Source organism: Eubacterium xylanophilum ATCC 35991, from assembly GCF_000518685.1.
Lineage (GTDB): Bacteria > Bacillota > Clostridia > Lachnospirales > Lachnospiraceae > Eubacterium_F > Eubacterium_F xylanophilum.
This window is the reverse complement of the sequence record NZ_JAEB01000010.1, coordinates 59,296-78,851: the sequence shown is the minus strand read 5'-3', so window position 1 is coordinate 78,851 and position 19,556 is coordinate 59,296. Positions and strand designations below refer to the sequence as shown.

12 protein-coding genes are annotated in these 19,556 nt (G+C 40.5%); all 12 read right to left on the bottom strand.

Annotation, left to right across the window (positions count from 1 at the left end):
- Positions 1–202 precede the first annotated feature (202 nt).
- The 12 genes from L877_RS0102370 to L877_RS0102315 all read right to left on the bottom strand — a co-directional run bounded on the left by L877_RS0102370 (position 203) and on the right by L877_RS0102315 (position 19,437).
- Positions 203–1,339: an aminopeptidase P family protein gene (locus L877_RS0102370; RefSeq protein WP_026834732.1), complete on the bottom strand. Its 1,137-nt coding sequence runs from the start codon at positions 1,337–1,339 to the stop codon at positions 203–205.
- A 16-nt stretch (positions 1,340–1,355) separates the two neighbouring features.
- A complete protein-coding gene (locus L877_RS14520; protein WP_084554734.1) occupies positions 1,356–2,312 on the bottom strand; it encodes a YqeG family HAD IIIA-type phosphatase in 957 nt (318 codons plus the stop codon).
- A gap of 34 nt (positions 2,313–2,346) precedes the next feature.
- On the bottom strand, positions 2,347–3,690 hold the full coding sequence (locus L877_RS0102360) for an ATP-binding protein (RefSeq protein WP_026834731.1): 1,344 nt from the start codon (positions 3,688–3,690) through the stop codon (positions 2,347–2,349).
- A 13-nt stretch (positions 3,691–3,703) separates the two neighbouring features.
- Positions 3,704–5,017, bottom strand: a complete 1,314-nt coding sequence (locus L877_RS0102355; protein ID WP_207637218.1) for an ATP-binding protein — start codon at positions 5,015–5,017, stop codon at positions 3,704–3,706.
- Between the two features lie 10 nt (positions 5,018–5,027).
- On the bottom strand, positions 5,028–6,803 hold the full coding sequence (argS, locus tag L877_RS0102350; RefSeq protein ID WP_026834729.1) for an arginine--tRNA ligase: 1,776 nt from the start codon (positions 6,801–6,803) through the stop codon (positions 5,028–5,030).
- Between the two features lie 278 nt (positions 6,804–7,081).
- A complete protein-coding gene (aroA, locus tag L877_RS0102345; protein ID WP_026834728.1) occupies positions 7,082–8,386 on the bottom strand; it encodes a 3-phosphoshikimate 1-carboxyvinyltransferase in 1,305 nt (434 codons plus the stop codon).
- 199 nt (positions 8,387–8,585) lie between these two features.
- Positions 8,586–9,524 (bottom strand): transketolase family protein, encoded by a 939-nt coding sequence (locus tag L877_RS0102340; protein WP_026834727.1) that lies wholly within the window; start codon positions 9,522–9,524, stop codon positions 8,586–8,588.
- On the bottom strand, positions 9,521–10,348 hold the full coding sequence (locus L877_RS0102335) for a transketolase (protein ID WP_026834726.1): 828 nt from the start codon (positions 10,346–10,348) through the stop codon (positions 9,521–9,523). The genes L877_RS0102340 and L877_RS0102335 overlap by 4 nt, the downstream gene beginning before the upstream one ends.
- Before the next feature lie 26 nt (positions 10,349–10,374).
- Positions 10,375–11,034, bottom strand: a complete 660-nt coding sequence (gene fsa / locus L877_RS0102330) for a fructose-6-phosphate aldolase (RefSeq protein WP_026834725.1) — start codon at positions 11,032–11,034, stop codon at positions 10,375–10,377.
- Between the two features lie 64 nt (positions 11,035–11,098).
- A complete protein-coding gene (locus L877_RS0102325; RefSeq protein WP_026834724.1) occupies positions 11,099–12,409 on the bottom strand; it encodes a bifunctional diguanylate cyclase/phosphodiesterase in 1,311 nt (436 codons plus the stop codon).
- 50 nt (positions 12,410–12,459) lie between these two features.
- On the bottom strand, positions 12,460–14,064 hold the full coding sequence (locus L877_RS0102320; RefSeq protein ID WP_026834723.1) for an MBL fold metallo-hydrolase RNA specificity domain-containing protein: 1,605 nt from the start codon (positions 14,062–14,064) through the stop codon (positions 12,460–12,462).
- 75 nt (positions 14,065–14,139) lie between these two features.
- Positions 14,140–19,437, bottom strand: coding sequence for a hypothetical protein (locus L877_RS0102315; RefSeq protein ID WP_026834722.1), 5,298 nt, complete (start codon positions 19,435–19,437; stop codon positions 14,140–14,142).
- Positions 19,438–19,556 lie beyond the last annotated feature (119 nt).

The following is a 19,556-nucleotide window of genomic DNA, read 5'->3' as shown; positions in this document are numbered from 1 at the left end:
CATAACTAAACGTCAATTCTTCCTAAATCATCCTATGAAGCTGTGTGTATAAAACTAACTATTCCCCAGCAAACTATAAAACAAATAATAATTGCCAGTAAAACAATGGCTAGCCCAATTAGCAATTTTTTAACCATTAAAACCACTCCTCCTCTTCTCTACTAGATAATCTATTAATCAATCGAATTGTTTTCAAATCATCCTATACTATCTCAATAAGCCCCTTACTTGACTCCGTTATATCCACACACCCATCTTCCTTCACAACCACAACATCTTCAATTCTCACTCCGCCAAAATTTTCTATATAGATTCCCGGTTCCACAGTGATAACCATGTCTGGTTCTATTATATCGTTACAATTAACTGAAAAATTAGGGTTCTCATGGATTTCCAATCCGACGCTGTGACCAAGCGAATGTCCAAAGTAGTCCCCGTAACCCTCGTCTCGGATAATTTTTCTCGCCAATTCATCTATCTCACTTCCGGTCATTCCGGCGTGAAGATTATCTATTGCATGCTGTTGTGCGCGGAGAACGAGGTTATAGATTTTTTTCTGTTTATCACTAGCTCGGCCGTAGACAATTGTTCTAGTCATATCGGAACAATATCCCTCTACCATGCAACCAAAATCCATTGTCACAAAATCTCCATCCTCAATCACTTTATCTGTTGGAACGGCGTGTGGCATTGCAGAATGCAAGCCACTCGCAACAATTGTATCAAAACTTGTCTTATCTGCTCCAAGTTCTTTCATATAGAATTCAATTCTTGCTGATATTTCACGCTCTGTTATCTTTTTCCCTGAAGCTCTTGATTTCTTAAAATATTCCATAATCTTATCAAAAGCCATATCGCCTATCTTCTCTGCCCTTGTGATAATCTCTATTTCTTCTACAGTTTTAACTCTTCTAAATGCGTCAAGTTTTGCTTCAAGCGGGCGAAAACTAATATTACATTTGGGAAAGTTTATCAACGAAAGCATCTTCATTTGATTAAAACTAGACATAGTCATCTTGGTATCTTCAAATCCAATAATAATCTTGGTTCCCTCTGAAAGAATACCACTCTTTTGCGCAGCTATCTTTAGGACAGTTCGCATATATCCCCCACTCATCTCATATACTTCAAAATCTTTTATCTCATTTTTTGCTGCGATGGTATATCTACTATCCGTCACTATAAAGCGCTCGTTCTCCATAAGACATACGAGGCCTTCTCCTGTAAATCCACTGATTTTTCGCATATTAGCCGGTGATGATGCTATAAGCATATATCGCAATTCACTTGCATCTGCATCTTCAGGCTTTTTTATTAATTCTTCTATATCTATTATCACAACTTATCTCCTATGACTATTTTTTTCTCTTTTCACTTGTCGATTTTTTCTCTTTGCCAACTTTTTCTGCTTCTGCAGCCTTCATCGCTGCTACTTTGGCTTTATCCGAAGCCTTCTCGGCTGATATCGCAGCACGCTCTGTCTTAAAAGCCGCCCATCCCTCTGCTCTGTGCACAGCTCTTTCTGCTGAAGCATTAGCTTTTTCCTTCTTAATTGCCGCTTTTTGCTCCGCTTTTTCCTTGAGAATCGCAGCCTTTTGCTCCATCCTCTCGGCCTTTTCAGAGGCACGTTCAGACTTTGCCTCCGCCCTCATAGCAGCGCGCTGTACATTCATGTCAGCCTTCATGACTTTCTTCTCCGCCTTACTTCCTGCCTTTTCTGTAGCTCTCTTCGCTGCTTTCGCCGCTTGCTCTGCCACAAACTCCACTCTCTCGGCCTTTTCAGAGGCGCGCTCTGCAGCCTTCAAAGCTTTTTCCTTTTTCTTCTTTAATTTATATTCACTGAGAACTATATTCTCCAGCTTTCTCTTTAGTACAATCTGTATTTCCTCATGTTTATCAATTGGCTTAACCAAGATATTTCTAATTCCGGTTCTCTTCGCTCCCCAAATATCCGTGAAAAGCTGATCACCGATAAATACTGTATTTTTAAGATTTGTTCCCATTATTTCCATAGCCTCGCGATATCCCCTACGACGAGGTTTATGAGCATTGTAAACAAAGTGAGCTCCAATCTTTTCATTGAACATACTCACTCTCTGTTTTTTATTGTTGGAAATCAGACAAAACTCGAAGCCAATCTCTCGCAATCTCTTGAACAGATTAAGTGCTCTCTGATTTGCCGGTTTTCCATGTTCCACAAGGGTATTGTCGATATCGAACAAAAGCCCCCTATAACCCATGGCATATAAATCTTCATATGCTATGTCATATGTTGACGAGACCGTCTCATCTGGAAAAAATCTTTCAAACATATTTACACAACCTTCCGCTTCTTCGTCCCCTTAGTTACTCCTTCGAACTTATACTAATTATAAACTGCTCCGCAACTCGTCCAGAGTATCCACCGTTTCGTAGGCTCCAAGCATTTGCCTTTAACAAAAGCTCCTTCTCGTCCATGTGAATATCCGGATTTTTCTTCGCCAACTCCAGAACAATATTCTCAAACTCCTTCTTCATAGGCTTTGAGAAATTGATGCTAATTCCGAACCTGGCCACCAGCGAAAGCTTCTCTTGCATGGTATCAGATCGATGCAACTCATCAGCGCTCATATCTGACCTGTCGCTCCATGTCTCTCTAATCAGATGACGTCTGTTGGATGTGGCATATATAAGCACATTATCCGGCTTAATCTCCAGTCCACCCTCGATAATAGCCTTCAAATACTTGTACTCAATTTCGAACTCCTCAAATGACAAATCATCCATATATATGATAAACTTATAATTCCTATTCTTGACAATCTCGATAATTCTCGATAAATCCTGAAATTGGTGCTTATATACTTCTATAAGTCTTAATCCATCAGGATAAAACTTGTTCAAAAGCGCTTTGATACAAGTGGATTTTCCCGTACCACTGTCTCCAAACAAAAGACAATTATTGGCGCGCTTTCCATCCACAAAAGCTTGCGTATTGGCAATCAACATCTCTTTTTGCATCTCATAACCAACCAGATCATCAAAAACCACATCACTTGTATGAGTAATCGGTGACAAGTAACACTGTCCCATTTCATCATGCTTCACTCTAAAAGCCTTATTTAATCCCATACTTCCAACGCCGTATTTTTGGTAAAATGTTCCGATGATTTCAAAAAACTTCTCTCCATCACTTGCGCCATCAAGTGCTCTATATAGTTCATAGACCTTTTCACTCACACTCTTGTTATATGTATGCTCTGACTTTGCAATAGATTTATACGATGTAAGAATATCAAAGGGATTCATGCCCAGCGGAACATTTATCTTGGAAAAATCATAGTTAAATATCTCATAAAAATTCTGCATATCCTGACGAACAATACTTAACGCACTTGCCTCCTCAATATTCTCCGCAAGACCCACTTTTTCACTGATAACACTGAATGGATTCTCATTGGTTGCAAGTATATATGATATATAGCACTTCCACAGATTCTCATTAAATCCATACTTTGTAGAAATATCAAGAAGTCGGTAAACTTGATTGTTGATTTCTCTTATAATATCACTTCTCTTCTCATCTGCCTCTTGTCCGACAGGTAAGCTCTGCAAGTGGTCAATCTCACGAAATACATCCCCAAGTTTCACCAAGATACTATCCTTATCAATATTTCTATACATAATCAAATTGCTAATATAATTATACATGTCAACCTCCGTTCTATAAACTCTCCAAATCCACCATCTCCAGTTTCTCTGAATCCGCTATCCTCTTAACGTCCTCAGAAAAACCGCCCTTACAAAACACATAATAGCGCTCAACAGGTTCCTTAAGTTCTTTACAATCTTCTTTTAACTTTTTAAAGTCCGCAAGGTCAAATCTACCATCTTGCCATAAAGCCCTTCCCACAAGCAAACCTTCCTTTTTGGTGCTTCCTATAATCGAAATTTTATTCTTCTTACCGAAAAATGTTCCGAAGGAATCATATGACACCGGAAGCTTATGATACTTATTCATGAGGCTTATATACTCCATGGCAACTTTCTCAAAAGTGATATTAACATATTCCTCTAATCCTTCTTTGACATATGCATCATAAAACTCATCCGCATCATACCATCCCAACTGGGACAAGTGTGGATAGATAAATTTGTACCAAAAATGAAGCAAGGGATCCTGGATTCCGTATATTCCCTTCATAGTCACATCTTTGGCCTTAGGCTCCCAGGATTTATACTTCCTAGCTATGCCAAGTTGAATCAAATTATTAATATATACACTTATCTTGGCTCTTTTAAATCCAGTCTTCTTAAAAATATAATTTAGTTTTAATTCATCTTCTGCCAGTGCCGTGAGAATAGTATTATAATATGTCAACTCTCTAAAAGACTTTCTCAAAAATCGTTCTACCTCGTTAACAAGTGGTGCCCCTGAAACTAGGAATATTTTCTTGATATTGTCAGAAATACCCTTAGTCATATCCCAATATCTGAGATACTCTGGAACTCCACCCAGAATACTATAGGCTGAGATAATCGATTCCGTCGAAGCATCTGGAAAGAGTTCTACCATTTCCAAAAATGATAATTCCTCAAGCTTTATCTTACATGTCACCAGGTCAACAAAGTCACCCAGTTCATCTCTATCCGTCTCTCTCTGTCCCCAAACAGTACTAGACGACATTAGTAGAATCATCACTTTGCCTGTCCAAGCCAGACCTCTCAGTCGCTTTTCAAACTCCTCAAAAAAGTCTTTATAACCTCTTATCAACAGAGAGACTTCATCCAGAATAAAACATACTCTCTCACCCGAGAGCACCTTGGCGTCCACTTGATCGATTTTCTTATCAAGATGACACATCTGCTCATCTTTCGATAGTTCTCTACACAAGTAGTATACATGTGATTTGTTCTTTATAAACTGCTTCGCTAGCTCAGTCTTGCCAATACCCTCGCGTCCGTAAATGATTGCTACAGGAATTCCACTCCCATTAAAATTCTCCTCAAGAGTGGAAAGTTCCGCTGAACGCCCCACAAACATTCAATCACATCCTTTCAGGTGCATCAAATCCAAGCAAATCAATACACTGCTCCAAAACTCTCTTAACAAGAATCAAGAGCTGAATATATGATTTTTTTCTATTCTCATCATCATTTCCAAGAATCTTGTTCTCATGATAGAAATGATTGAAACTGTCGCTTAACTCATATATAAACTGGCAAATTTTGTGAGGTGCCTTCTCCTCATATGCTGACTGCATTACCTCACCAAACTTGAGGAGCGATAGCTGCAACTTTATCTCGCTGTCACTATCAGCAGGTAATAGTGCGGTAGTATTCTTCTCATCCACAATACCGCCCTCTTCCTGATACTTAGCAAGAAGAGACTTGATACGAACGATTGTATAGAGAATATATGGTCCGGTATTTCCCTCAAAAGATGTAAATCTGCTGATGTCAAAGATATAATCCTTTGAAGCCTGATTGGACAAATCTCCATACTTGATGGCAGCAACTCCAACTTTCTCTGCAATCTGTGTCCCCTCTTCATCTGAGTAATCACGGTTTTCCTTAATCTTTGCAAGAACCTCAGCAGTTACATCTTCGCGCAAATCCTGAAGTCTAAGAACTCCACCATCTCTGGTCTTAAATGGCTTTCCATCCTTGCCATTCATAGTTCCAAATCCGATAAATACTAGGTTTGTGTCCTCGTCAACAAGACCAGACTTCTTAGCAGTTCTGAATACCTGAGTAAAGTACATGGACTGCCTCTTGTCCACAACGTAAATAATTTCATCAGGATTAAACTGCTGCTTTCTATCGACGATTGTGGCAAGATCAGTCGTTGCATAAAGAGTGGCACCATTTGATTTAACCACAATACAAGGTGGTATTTCCTTCTTGTCACTTTCCTCTGCAACATCTACAACAAGTGCACCCTCGCTCTCATGGAGCAATCCCTTATTCTTCATATCATCAATCATCTTAGGAATCAAAGGCTGCACATCACTCTCTTTGTTCCAAATGTCAAATTCAACATTCAACTTATCATAATTCTTTTTAAGGTCGGCAATCGATACATCCAAGATGTGATTCCAGATTGCTTTGAAGCCCGGATCACCGTTCTGGAACTTCGCCGTATTTTCCTGTGCCTCAAGAAGATAATCCTCGTGCTCCTTAGAATATCCACTGGCATATGGATAAATCTCACATAGCTCCTCAATAGTAAACGGAGCTTCCTTAGGATATTCTCCCTCAAAATTGTCATCAAAATATGGCAAATCCGGTTTTCTCTTGCTGAGCTCAGTGATAACAAGTCCTATCTGAAGCCCCCAATCGCCTAGGTGAACATCACCAACAATATCATCACCCATATATCTGAGAATTCTCTTCACACTCTCGCCGATAACTGCCGAACGAAGGTGTCCAACGTGCAGAGACTTGGCAACATTTGGTCCGCCATAATCAATAACAACCTTCTTTCCCTGCTTAGGAAGATTGATTCCAAACTTCTCTTCTGTTGACATCTCACTGATAAAACTGAGAATAAATTTCTCGCTCAAATTTATATTAATAAATCCGGGATTAACTGCCTCAATGCTCTTGAAAGCCTCATTGTCACCAACAGCCTCAAGAACATCATTGGCAATCGCTATAGGAGCTTTCTTGTACTCCTTAGCCGCCGCCATAGCGCCATTACACTGATACTGGCATAAGTCCGGTCTATTGGACACACTCACAAAGCCGTACTTTTTGTCATAACCGGCCTTTTCAAATGACTCCTCCATAATACTTTTAATACTCTCAATAATTGTTAACATAAACATTTTCCTTTCGTTTTTATTAAAACATAATTTAATTTCTTGTATTGTTTTAAAATATTCCGCCAAATCGACTCACATAGTCAACTTATCTGAATCAACGAGTTTGAATTCTACTATGGTAGACTTTTTTAGTTATCCTACATTTTTCGCGGCTCTACTCATGTCGAACAAAAAATACTCTTCATGTCTAATCCACAAAATTCGCCGGAACATTTATCTCGTTCTTCAATATAAAATCATGATTATATGGAAGAACCCTTTTATTATTGTACCACTTATATCTTCATTAAACAATCTAATATTTCAAAATAATTCTCAAAAGTTTTTGAGCAACATTCCGGATTAAGTATGACAACATCTCCTCTGGCAACCCCGAGAACTGCAAATGCCATTGCCATTCTGTGATCATCATATGTTTCGACTTCAGTTGGAACTATCTCACCCGGATAAATATCCATCCCATCTTCTCTTTCGTCAACCTTAATTCCCAGTCGTCTAAGCTCCGATACAATGGCATTGATTCGATCAGACTCCTGACGCCTTATATGCTCCACACCAGAAATACTTATCACACCATCTGAAAAAGGGGCGATGGCTGCAAGAGTCATGGTCTGATCGGAAAAATCGCTCATCCTTATATCAAGCCCTTTGAGCTTGCCCTCTGGTCCCTTAACCTCTATGCCAAGCTCTCCATCGCTTATCTCACATCCCATCTTTTCAAGGACATTCACAAACTTTATATCACCCTGGGTTGAGTCAAAGTGCACATTCTTTACGACAGCCCTTCCGGCGGTCACTGCTGCTAAAGCATAAAAGTAACATGCAGCCGATACATCTGGCTCAACCTGGTACACCATCTCTCTGTATCTTTGCCCTTTTCTTACTCTATATGTATTCTCATCTATCTGCTCAACCTCGGCCCCAAACTCCTTCATCATCTTGGTGGAGATGTAGACATAAGACTTTGCATCTCTTTCTCCCGTGAGCCTAATTGTCAAATCAGCATTTAATACAGGCGCAGATAAAAGCATTGCACTGAGAAACTGACTGCTCGCATCTATGTTAAGATCCACTTCATAACTCTCTTTGTCTGCCCTAAATGGTCGTATATGAAATGGAAATTCATATTCATTCTTCTCATATACAAACTCAACACCCATATCCTCCAAAGCTAAAAGCAAAGCCTTCATTGGGCGCTTTCTCATCTGCTCAGATGACTCTACATAATATGCATTTCCGGAAAAAGCAAGAAGTGCCGTTATGAATCTAGCTGCAGTTCCTGCACTTCCAACATATACATTTACTTCCTCTGATGATCTTGTTGGTTTTCCCTCAATTGTCACAGTATGGTTATCTTCATCAATTTCTACAATATAGCCAATCTCCATCAAGGCACTCATAAACACTCTAGAGTCATCACTAAAAAGAACTCCCTTTATAGTAGATTTTCCATCGGCAAGAGCACCCATCAAAAGCGCTCTATTAGTTATACTCTTAGAACCGGGAACCTCCACAATTATATCCTTTTCTCTAGGAAATTTCTTGCACTTATATCTTGTTTTAACATTTTGGTCAGCCATCTTACTCTGCCTCCAGTATTGTTTTCCACACACGGTGGTTAGTGATTATTCTTTCTTTTATCTAATAAATACAAACACAAAGGGCTGCCCACTAAGAACATGATTAGCGGGCCAACCCCTTGTACTAAATTTTATTCAATTTTCGCTTATGCATTATATCCATTAACCCCAAGATATAACGCATCCCATAACTAACATCTTACACAAACTCCTTTACCTTTGTGTAAATGCTATCTGCATCTAAACCGTACTTCTTAACCAACTCTACTGCTGGTCCCGACTCTCCAAATACATCATTAATTCCGATCTTCATTACCTTTGTTGGGCACTTCTCAGAGAGCACATCACATACAGCACTACCGAGTCCTCCAATCACGGAGTGCTCTTCAACTGTAACAATCTTACCAGTCTCCTTGGCTGCTGCGATAACAAGCTCCTCATCTAGAGGTTTGATTGTGTGGATGTTGATGACCTTAGCATCAATACCATCCTCAGCCAGCTTATCTGCTGCGGCGATACACTCTGATACAGGAAGTCCTGTCGCAATGATTGTTACATCCTTGCCTTCTCTAAGCACAACGCCCTTTCCTAATTCAAATTTATAATCTGAATTATCATTAATCACAGGAACTGCCAATCTTCCAAAGCGAAGGTATACCGGCCCTTTGTGTTCATAAGCTGCACGGACAGCCGCCTTTGCCTCTACATCATCACTTGGATTGATAACAACCATTCCTGGAATACTTCTCATCAAAGCAATGTCCTCGTTACACTGATGCGTTGCTCCGTCCTCTCCTACTGAGATTCCGGCATGTGTAGCACCAATCTTGACATTTAACTGCGGATATGCAATTGAGTTTCTAACCTGCTCAAATGCACGTCCTGCTGCAAACATGGCAAATGAACTAGCAAATGGAACTTTACCTGTTGTAGCAAGTCCAGCTGCAATTCCCATCATGTTGCACTCAGCGATTCCACAATCGATATGACGATCCGGAAAAGCCTTCTTAAATATTCCTGTCTTAGTTGCAGCTGCTAAGTCTGCATCCAAAACAACGAGATTATCAAATTCTGCGCCTAACTCTGCAAGTGCATTACCATAGCTCTCACGAGTAGCAATTTTCTTTACATCACTCACAGGGATTCACCTACTTTCTCCAACTCTTCCATGGCCTGTGCATACTGCTCGTCATTTGGAGCTGTTCCATGCCAACTAGCCTGATTTTCCATAAAGGAAACTCCTTTACCTTTGATACTCTTAGCAATAATTGCTGTAGGTTTACCCTTTGTAGCTCTTGCCTCGTCAAAAGCCTTCTTAAGATCATCAAAATCATGTGCATCTACGTTAATCACATGGAAATTGAACGCCTTAAACTTCTCATCAATTGGATATGGTGAGCATACATCATCAATATTTCCATCTATCTGCAAACCATTATTATCTACTATTGCAACAAAGTTGTCGAGCTTTCTATGTCCAGCGAACATAGCTGCCTCCCAAACCTGGCCTTCCTGGATTTCTCCGTCACCAAGCAATGTATAAACGCGGTAGTCATCTCCGCTCATCTTAGCAGATAATGCCATACCTACTGCAGCTGAAATTCCCTGTCCCAAAGATCCACTTGACATATCAACACCTGGAATATGCTTCTTATCAGGATGTCCCTGAAGATACGATCCTGTGTGTCTAAGTGTCTTCAAATCCTCTACCGGAAAGAACCCTCTGTGGGCAAGTGCAGAATAATATCCCGGTGCCGTATGTCCCTTACTCAATACAAAACGGTCACGATCTGCCTTATCCGGATTAGATGGATCAATATTAAGCTCTTCGAAGAAAAGATATGTATAAATATCTGCAGCTGAAAGTGATCCGCCCGGATGTCCAGACTTTGCACTGTGAACAGCTGTTACAATACCTTTGCGAACTTCGTTAGCTGTTTTCTTAAGTTCTAACGTATTCATTATATAGCTTCTCCTTAATTATGATTTTATTCACCAAATACTTTGATGTAGTCTGCCTGGAACTTTGCAATTCCCTGATCAGTAAGCGGATGCTTAGTCATCTGCTCAATTACGCCATATGGTACTGTAGCGATGTCCGCTCCAGCCAATGCACAATCTGTAACATGAATTGGATTACGAACACTGGCAGCAATAATCTCCGTGTTGATTTCAGGATAATTGTCGAATATAGCCGCGATTGTCTCAATGAGGTCAATTCCTGGCTGTGATATATCATCAAGTCTTCCAAGGAATGGTGATACATATGCTGCTCCTGCCTTTGCTGCAAGCAATGCCTGATTTGCAGTAAAGATAAGAGTTACATTTACCTTGATACCCTCTGAAGCGAGTACCTTAGTAGCCTTCAAACCATCTATAGTCATAGGAATTTTAACAACCATGTTTGGATGCAATGCTGCGATCTCACGACCTTCAGCTATCATTCCCTCAGCGTCGACTGTAGTTGCCTTAACTTCACCACTGATAGGACCATCAACGATTGCTGCGATTTCCTTAAGAATCTCCTCCTGGCTCTTACCGCCCTCTTTAGCGATAAGTGATGGGTTAGTTGTTACCCCACAAATCACACCCATATCGTTGGCTTTCTTGATGTCCTCGATTTTACCTGTGTCAACAAAAAATTTCATTACTATAAACCTCCTAAAATATTTATATTATCAAATGAGCTATCACTCACATGAATTTCGTAATCTAACTCGCTGAAATATCCAGCAAACGTTCAAATTGCTCCATAGGCATAGGCCTTGCATAAAAGTATCCCTGCGCCATATCACAATTAATTCCCTTGAGATAATCTGCTTGTTCTTCAGTCTCAACGCCCTCACATACAACTTTCTTGTCAAGCTCTCTGGACAGCTCAACTGTCTTTCGAATAATGACCTTACTCGTCCTGGATATCTGGGCTTCATCCAAAAAACCTTTGTCTAGCTTAATCACATCAACCGGTAATGACTTAAACAAATTCAGGGAAGAATACCCCGATCCAAAATCATCTATCGACCAGTGGATTCCAAGCTTCTTGACATCCCACATAATTGAGGATATCTCCTCCGGCGCATCCTCAAAAATTCTCTCTGTGAGCTCCAGTTCTATAAATTCCGACGGAATCTCATAGTGCTTAATCACCGAACTTATATCATCGATATATGTCTCACTTTTCAAGAGAACTCGAGATTGATTAACCGATATCGGAATACATGCCTTCTTACTTCCCAACCGGTTATGTATCATCTTACATACCTTGTCCAGAACATAAAAATCCATCTGCTGAATCATCCCATTCTCCTCGAACAGCGGAATAAATTCATCCGGATATATCATGTCACCGTCATCCGGAACCCATCTTGCCAAGGCCTCAGCTCCAACAAGCTTCTTATCTTCAATTCTAAACTTCGGTTGCAAATAGACTTTAAACTCGTCATGAGTTAGGGCATACACCATATGCTTTTCTATCTCTCGATCGTGCATCGCCTTCTTAAATCTCTTCTCATCATAAAAAGCCACATTGCTTTGTTTGACATACCTAAGTTTCTTTCTTGCGCTATTAACTTTTTCTACGATTTCGTTGCAACACTCTTCAACGTCCTCGATTATATATACTCCAACTCCAAGCCTCGGTGCCGCGTCCGGATATCTATCTCTAATCATATAATTGAATCCATCGCAGAACATCTGAAGTCTCTTCTCCAGTATATCCCGGCGTCCATCTTCCACCAATATGAGAAAATGGTCCGCAACGCTTCTACCATAACAAATACCGTTGAAGTTGTTCTGAAATAACTCTTTGGCGAGTAATCTCAGTAATTTATTAGCTGCTTTTCGAGTATATAAATTATTAACTCTCTCGAAATGTGCAATGTCAGTCGATACAATCGCCGCTGTTTCCACACCCTCAATTTTATCAAGATGTTCCTTCATCACTAGCTTGAATGAGTCCAAGTCATAAAACCCCGTCAACTCATCCCTGATAAAACCATTTGATCTATCAATAACATTATCCATAATTGTTATTTCATCTCCTCGGCGCATCCTGTGCCAACATCATTATGGTCCTATCTGTCCCATTTGTCACACAGCGAATTAATCTGGTCTGTGAACTTAGCTGTATCCTTATTACTGAGTCCTTCATTCTTACGGATTACAGCAGCCAAACGCTCTCCTGCCATAACAAGTCTACCAAATACATCCATAGCTCTCTTCTTGGATATCTCTTTCTTCTTAGCATATACCGGCTCGGCAATATGCTCGAACTCGCCTGTTATCAGATCAAACACAGTTCCACTATATGGAGCTACTGCTTCAATGCCATGTTCTTTCTTGACACATTCAGCAAAAGCTTCTGTAACTTTGTCTTCTCCGTGTACAACAAAAACCTTCTTGGGTTTCTGTTCCGTAAAGCCATCAATCCAATCGAGTAAGCCATTCTTATCAGCATGCCCGCTGATACCTGAAATCTTCACAATTTCAGCTTGAATATCAATCTCTTCTCCAAAAAGCTTCACACTGGTAGCTCCATCTAGCAAGCTTCTTCCCAATGTTCCAACAGATTGATATCCTACAAATACTACTGTGCTATCACTCCTCCACAAATTGTGCTTGAGATGATGTCTAATACGACCAGCCTCACACATACCTGAGGCCGATATGATGACTTTAGGATTATTGTTCATATTAATCCCCTTACTGTCATCGCTGGTAATCGATAAGCAAAGCCCCTTAAATCCAATCGGATTAATTCCTTTATTGACAAGCTCCTTAGCCTCTTCGTCAAAACAACGTTCTACATTCTTCCCGAAAATAGTCGTAGCCTCAACAGCCAACGGACTGTCTACATAAACTTCAAAATCAGGATAACTTCTTATCAATTCCCTTTCTTTTATCTGTCTGATAAAATAGAGTAGCTCCTGCGTTCTTCCCACCGCAAAAGCAGGAATGACAACATTACCACCTCTCTCAAAAGTCCGCTCTATAATATCAGCTAATTCACCAACATAATCCGGCTTCTCACCGTGAAGTCTATCACCATAAGTAGACTCCATGATAACATAGTCCGCACTCCTCGTGTAAACCGGATCTCGCAGAATAGGTTTGCTCCTATTACCAAGATCTCCAGAAAAGCAGAGAACACGCGTCTCTCCGTCTTCTGTAGCAAATATCTCAATACTTGAGGAACCGAGCAAGTGTCCTACATCAGTAAATCTTATCTCAATTCCGTCACATATATGTATCGTGCTATCATATTCACATGGAACCAAAAGCCTGATAGCTCCGATAGCATCCTCCATTGTATATAGAGGAACATAAGGCTCTCCACCAGAACGCTGTGCCTTCCTATTGCGCCACTCCGCCTCGAACTGCTGGATGTGGGCACTATCTCTTAACATGATATCACAAAGATCTGCTGTTGCCTTTGTTGCAAATACCTGTCCCCTAAATCCTCTCGCATATAACATAGGAAGAAGGCCAGTATGATCAATATGTGCATGCGTCAACAATATATAGTCTAGTTCCGCTGCATTAACTGGAATTTCCTGACTTTCAAACAGATTTCTCCCCTGTTGCATTCCTATGTCTACACAAAGTCTCTTGTCACCAATCTCAAGATAATGACAGCTTCCGGTGACTTCATGAGCTGCCCCCAAAAATTCAAGCTTCATACGCTGTCTACACCCCCAATTACGAACCAAATCATCTAACTATAATTATAGTCCAAAATCTATGATTTGTCTACCCTAAAAATCATCTCGTCTGGTGCCAATCTTGATGGCAACAATGCTACCAATTCCGAAGAATGACAAGCCGCAGACTATTATCCATAGTATCAAATTCATAGAATCTCCGGACTTTGGAACACTTCCTCCAGAGCCACCTGAACCAGTTGATGAAGAACTTCCTCCAGAGCTACCGGATCCGGTTGAACCTCCGGATACCGATGCCTTATCAGGATTCCCCTCGTTTTCATCGGAGTCATCTTCATCCGATGGCTCTGATGCATCTACAACCGGTTCTTCATTCTCACCATCTCCACTTGGAGCAACCGTTTCCTCTGCCACCTTATCAACATCACCCTTAGGCGCTGCCAACACAACATCTCTATAACATAGCGCATATGTGGAAAATTCTCCACTGTTGATTGTCACAGTTCGCTTTACCATATCCTGATCAGGTAGGAATGCAACGCTTCCCTTGTGAACACAGAGAACTGCGAATTCTCGCTCAATATTCTCATCTTCATTCACAAGCCAATCAGGCAAGTCTATAGTAATTGCTATTTTTCTCTTTAGTTCCGTAAGCTGGTTACTTTCACCGCCTGTGACATTCTTAAACAAAGTCAAATCAAGATACATTCCTATCGTATAACCCTTGAGATTAGCAATCAGCAATTCCTTCTCGGCTTGAGATACGCTTGCATCAATATTTTTAACTTTCAATGTAATATCAGCATTTGCGCCGCCATTTACCTCTTTGAGCTCCTTTTTCGTCAGAACATTTTCAGCCAAATCCTTCTTATCCGTCACAATCTGTCCCGTTGGAGCATTTTGGCCGATAACCGCTTTCTTATTAATTCTTCCCTCGGCATCTGCTTCAAGGCCTGTGTCTTCCTCAACGGCCTCGAAAGTCACCTTTTTCGTAGAACTATGTCCCGCTTTGTCAACAGCTGTAATAACATATACTGCATCTGTCTTAGCGGTTAGTGTAAACTCCGACTTTCCATTTTCGATTGTCTGCGAAACTCCGTTGATAGTAACATTTTCGAGGAAATTGTCCGTCACTGTAACTTTCCTATCCTCTCCGATATATGTTTTACCATCTTCTATTCCTGCAATTTCAGGCGTTGTAGTATCCCTTAGATATGCAATTGCAGTCTTCTTGTAGATCTCGCCTGTCTTCACATCTTGCACATAGAACCGCTCTATTCCATCGTCACTATCCTTGTCTATCCTTATCTCCCCGATTGCCTTCTTATCGTCTTCATCCCTCAGGAATTGATAGCCTTCCGAAGGCTTAATCACAATATCCGATACATACCAACCGTTCTCATTCATCTGCCCGGTCACAGTATACTGACCGTCTCTTCCGGCAACTGCAGTTCTTCTGATAACCGTCAGTGCCTCACCCTGGTACTCGAAATCATAGTTTTCAGCTGCTCCGCCCGTCGGTGTGATAACGACCGTCTCCCTGGCTCTCTCAGGAAGGTTAATCGTCGGAGCCACGTATCCTTCTGCACTATTTTCATTCTCTCCATTTACAAACCCAACAACCTGAATCACATCTTCAGTCTTCGGCCTTGTATTGTACAAGAGAACCTCACCGGCGTATTTTACCGTCAACGTCGCCTTGACAACATTAACCGTGCACTTTGCTGTGGCACTTTTTTGTCCCGTATAATGCACCTTAAACTTCGTGCTATAACTACCTACTTTGAGTCCTTCTCGGGCTTTCAAGTAAAATGTTCCGTCAGGTAACGTGCTAACTTCAAATTCATCTTCATTGTAGACAGTTACATCTGTTATCTTCGCATTGGCATTTCCATTGTCCTTTAATTTAATCGTTTTGCCACTATTAACCTTGTGGCCGTATATTAAATCAGGAAGAGCTATATCCTCTACTGTGGCTTCATAGGTCGCCTTGATAATTCTAAATGTCTTCTTGCTCTTGTTTCCTGCCCTATCCTCTGCAACTACTGTATAAACCGTCTCGTCATCATCTGACGAAATCAGAAAATCACAGGTACTGCTATTGTCATCTATGAACTTTCTCTTGCCATTTCCCGATGTGGTATCAGTTCCCTCATATACTACCACGTCATAGAGATTGGCGTCGGAAACCATGATTCTCCTTGAATCACATGTATACTCTCCACCATCTTCCACGTTAGATATGACAGGTGGTTCGGTATCGAATACCAACTCATCACTTGAGAGATATGTGACCAAACCGGCACCGTTTACGACCTTGGCATATATCGTAAGCTTTGAATTATCCGCAGCTGTGAGAGATAGAGAATCCCCCTCTTCCCAACCTGTTACTCGAGACAATTCATCTCCGGATAATTTACCTTCTGACTTGTAATAATATACGCCCTTAATACCACTCAAATCATCCTCTGCATCTATGTCTACATCTATGTTTTCTGCAAAGAAATTACCAAGTGTAATAGTATTAAGTAATCCCTTAATTGAATTCTTTTCTACATTAATCTTACCTGTAGGCGGCGTCGAATCCTTGGCATATCTAAAAGTAATTTTGTCGCTAATTTCACCTGTCTGAATGTTTTTGAGGAAAAATGTTTCGCTGGAAAGATCTCTGTCTGTCTCTATCGGAATATTTTCCAATGTAAAGCTAGATGGATCATCGCTTTTTGACAATGCAAATCCAGTCTTTGGTTCAATCGTCAACGTAGGACTTGTATACCAATCGACACCATCTTCACCATTATAAGCGTCTCCCTTATTTCCAAGTACATTATAATCGGCGAGAACTCGCTTCTTTACATTAATATATCCCGTTGTATATGCCATATCATAATCCGCTGCTTTTCCACCGCTTATGGTAATCACATGACTTCCAACCGTTGCGGATTGGCCCTCATAGTTATCAACCTTTGGAGCCACGTAATCCTTTGCAGTTTCTGCGGTCTCTCCGTAAACAAATCCAGTGACATTTATCTTACTATCTAATTCAATATTGGTTGTATAATACCATATGTCAGTTTCCGGGAACACTGCATTGAGATGAGCTTTCTTGACATTAAATACACATGTGCTAAGGATCTCTGAATCCGTATTATACGCTATTTTAACCCTTGCTCTATATGTACCAACATGAAGCTTATCTACCGGTGCTATCTTCGTGGAATCAACGATTTTAAACGCCTCAGGTGTTGTCCCCTCTTCATCTAAAATTGTGAGTCCTGTCACAATCGGATCATTTTCCTCATTATATGATCCAGCTCTAGTCAGGTCAAATCCCTTGGCAATTTCTTCGCCACCAGTATATCCATATTCCTTGCTTCCAAAATCGAGCTCAGGTGCGTTGACATCTGTTATTGGATCTACCATAGTAATCTCCACATAAGTTGTATTTCCGCTAGAATCCAATCCTGTTATAAAATACTTATAAACTGAACCGGTGTCCTTCGGAGAAACTATCTCAAATGTGGCATGTTTTTTTCCGTCCTTTTCCTTAATTGTATATGGAATCACCGCATCTGACGCGCTCTCAGCAGATCCAGACTCTGTCAAAGAACGTCTAATATTGACAGTTTCTAAGTTGACATCACTTACATCCACCTGTTTTTTGTATGCTACGCAGCGCTTGGAACCATCTATAGTAGCTCCGTCTAGCGTAATCTCTGGCTTCACAGCATCAATTGTAATATTTTCATTGCTTAGATATCCAACATTTCCAGCATAATCCACAAGTTTTGCATATACATAATAATTGGTGCTATCATTTTCTGTTGGAGCAATATCAAAATCTTTTCCCTCTATCCATGCCGATTCAGGTAGTGCCTTACAATCCACCTTAGAATCTGTTGTATAATAGAGGTGAACGCTCTTAACTCCACTCAGCGAATCACTGGCATTCACTGTACCTGATAATTGTTTACTTGACACAATTGGAGATTCATCCGCCCCATCAATACCAGAAAATACTATTTTTCCTGTTGGAGGTGTTGTGTCTATATTGAATACTTTATCTATACTTATCTTCTCCGATATATAACTCTCCGGAATCTTCTGCAAGTATATACCATCCACATTCTGCTTGCCCTGAGTCAATACAAGTGTTTCCTTGAACTCATTTTCGCTCTTTGAAATAAGGCATCCTGATGGTGGGCGAATTATAACGTCTTTATTGTACCATTCTTTGCCGTCTTTGTCTGTTCCGGCAACTTCTCCCTCTACGGAATATTTTCCATCAGGATTCCAATAACTTACCGTGTAAGTTCCCAGACTTACCTTATCACTCGCAGCAGCATAGTTTCTACTCTCATCAATTGTAACATAAACTTCTCTGGTTCCCACTTGATTTCCCGCCGTAGTCGTTGCAGTATCCGAACCATTAAAAGCATAATAAACATTAACATTTCCTATATTCTTATAATTTTCGGTCTTATTTACGGAAATACCCTGATCTGCACCATTGTAAATCTTGTCACTAATGCTATAATCAAGGACTGAACTTGGATCTGAATTTAATACCGGCTGTAAAGGAGCCTTTTCTATATTGACAGTTATATCATCACTCTTTTTGCTGGCTGTAGCTACTTGCTTTCCCTTCTTTAATGTAGCCACAACTTCACAATAATATCTATATTCTCCAGCCTGTATGTTCTCTGGAAGCACATACTTTGCTTTAGTATTGTCACCAACAACTTTTCCTGCACCCCCATCTGCATTCCTAATATACCATGTATATGAAAGAGTCACACCCTCCGTCTCGTCTCCAGGTGTTGCCTCAACTTCCATCTCGTGATCTGCCATTGCTATTTTTCCGTAAGTGGCTGTGATAGAATCCGTAACAGTACGGACGTTTGGTTTTGCAACCTCAATTGGTTCAGGTGTTTCAGTTGGACGCGGTGTAGAATCACCATCGTCTTTTTCATTGCCATTGCTATCACCATTACCGCTCTCATTGCTACCCTGATTCGAGCCTTGTTCCCCCTGATTTTGGTCATTATTATTGCCATTGTCTTGGTTGTCTTGGTTGTCTTGATTCTCTTTATCATCTTCGTTTCCACTAATAGCGCCACCTGACGCAGTGTTCCCCTCTAAGATGACATTATCATCATTTCCCGGCCCATTGGCTAATGTCGGGTAAATAGCCGTAATAAAAATAAGGGCAAGACTTGTAAGCACGACAAGCGCACGTACTCTTACCCTGTGAGTTCCAGCCTCAAAAAATATCTTTTTAAACAAGTGACTAATCGTCACGCAAATTATATATATACCCAATAACGGATACATAAGTATTTTGCACTTTTTTCCCACCTTCGCTATCAATTCAATCCAATCCATTTTCATACTTATCGCCTCTTTCCATAGACCTCAATTATGTAAAAATGCGTTTCCCATAAAAAAACCGATATACATATTGGGTGCAACACACCTAATATATATATCGGAATATTTTGATTAAATGT

Excerpts from the sequence above, each read along its gene's own strand:
- argS (WP_026834729.1), bottom strand. The coding sequence starts at position 6,803 with ATGTTAACAATTATTGAGAGTATTAAAAGTATTATGGAGGAGTCATTT.
- L877_RS0102360 (WP_026834731.1), bottom strand. The coding sequence starts at position 3,690 with ATGTATAATTATATTAGCAATTTGATTATGTATAGAAATATTGATAAG.
- L877_RS0102335 (WP_026834726.1), bottom strand. The coding sequence starts at position 10,348 with ATGAATACGTTAGAACTTAAGAAAACAGCTAACGAAGTTCGCAAAGGT.
- L877_RS14520 (WP_084554734.1), bottom strand. The coding sequence starts at position 2,312 with ATGTTTGAAAGATTTTTTCCAGATGAGACGGTCTCGTCAACATATGAC.
- L877_RS0102320 (WP_026834723.1), bottom strand. The coding sequence starts at position 14,064 with ATGAAGCTTGAATTTTTGGGGGCAGCTCATGAAGTCACCGGAAGCTGT.
- L877_RS0102315 (WP_026834722.1), bottom strand. The coding sequence starts at position 19,437 with ATGAAAATGGATTGGATTGAATTGATAGCGAAGGTGGGAAAAAAGTGC.
- L877_RS0102325 (WP_026834724.1), bottom strand. The coding sequence starts at position 12,409 with ATGGATAATGTTATTGATAGATCAAATGGTTTTATCAGGGATGAGTTG.
- aroA (WP_026834728.1), bottom strand. The coding sequence starts at position 8,386 with ATGGCTGACCAAAATGTTAAAACAAGATATAAGTGCAAGAAATTTCCT.
- fsa (WP_026834725.1), bottom strand. The coding sequence starts at position 11,034 with ATGAAATTTTTTGTTGACACAGGTAAAATCGAGGACATCAAGAAAGCC.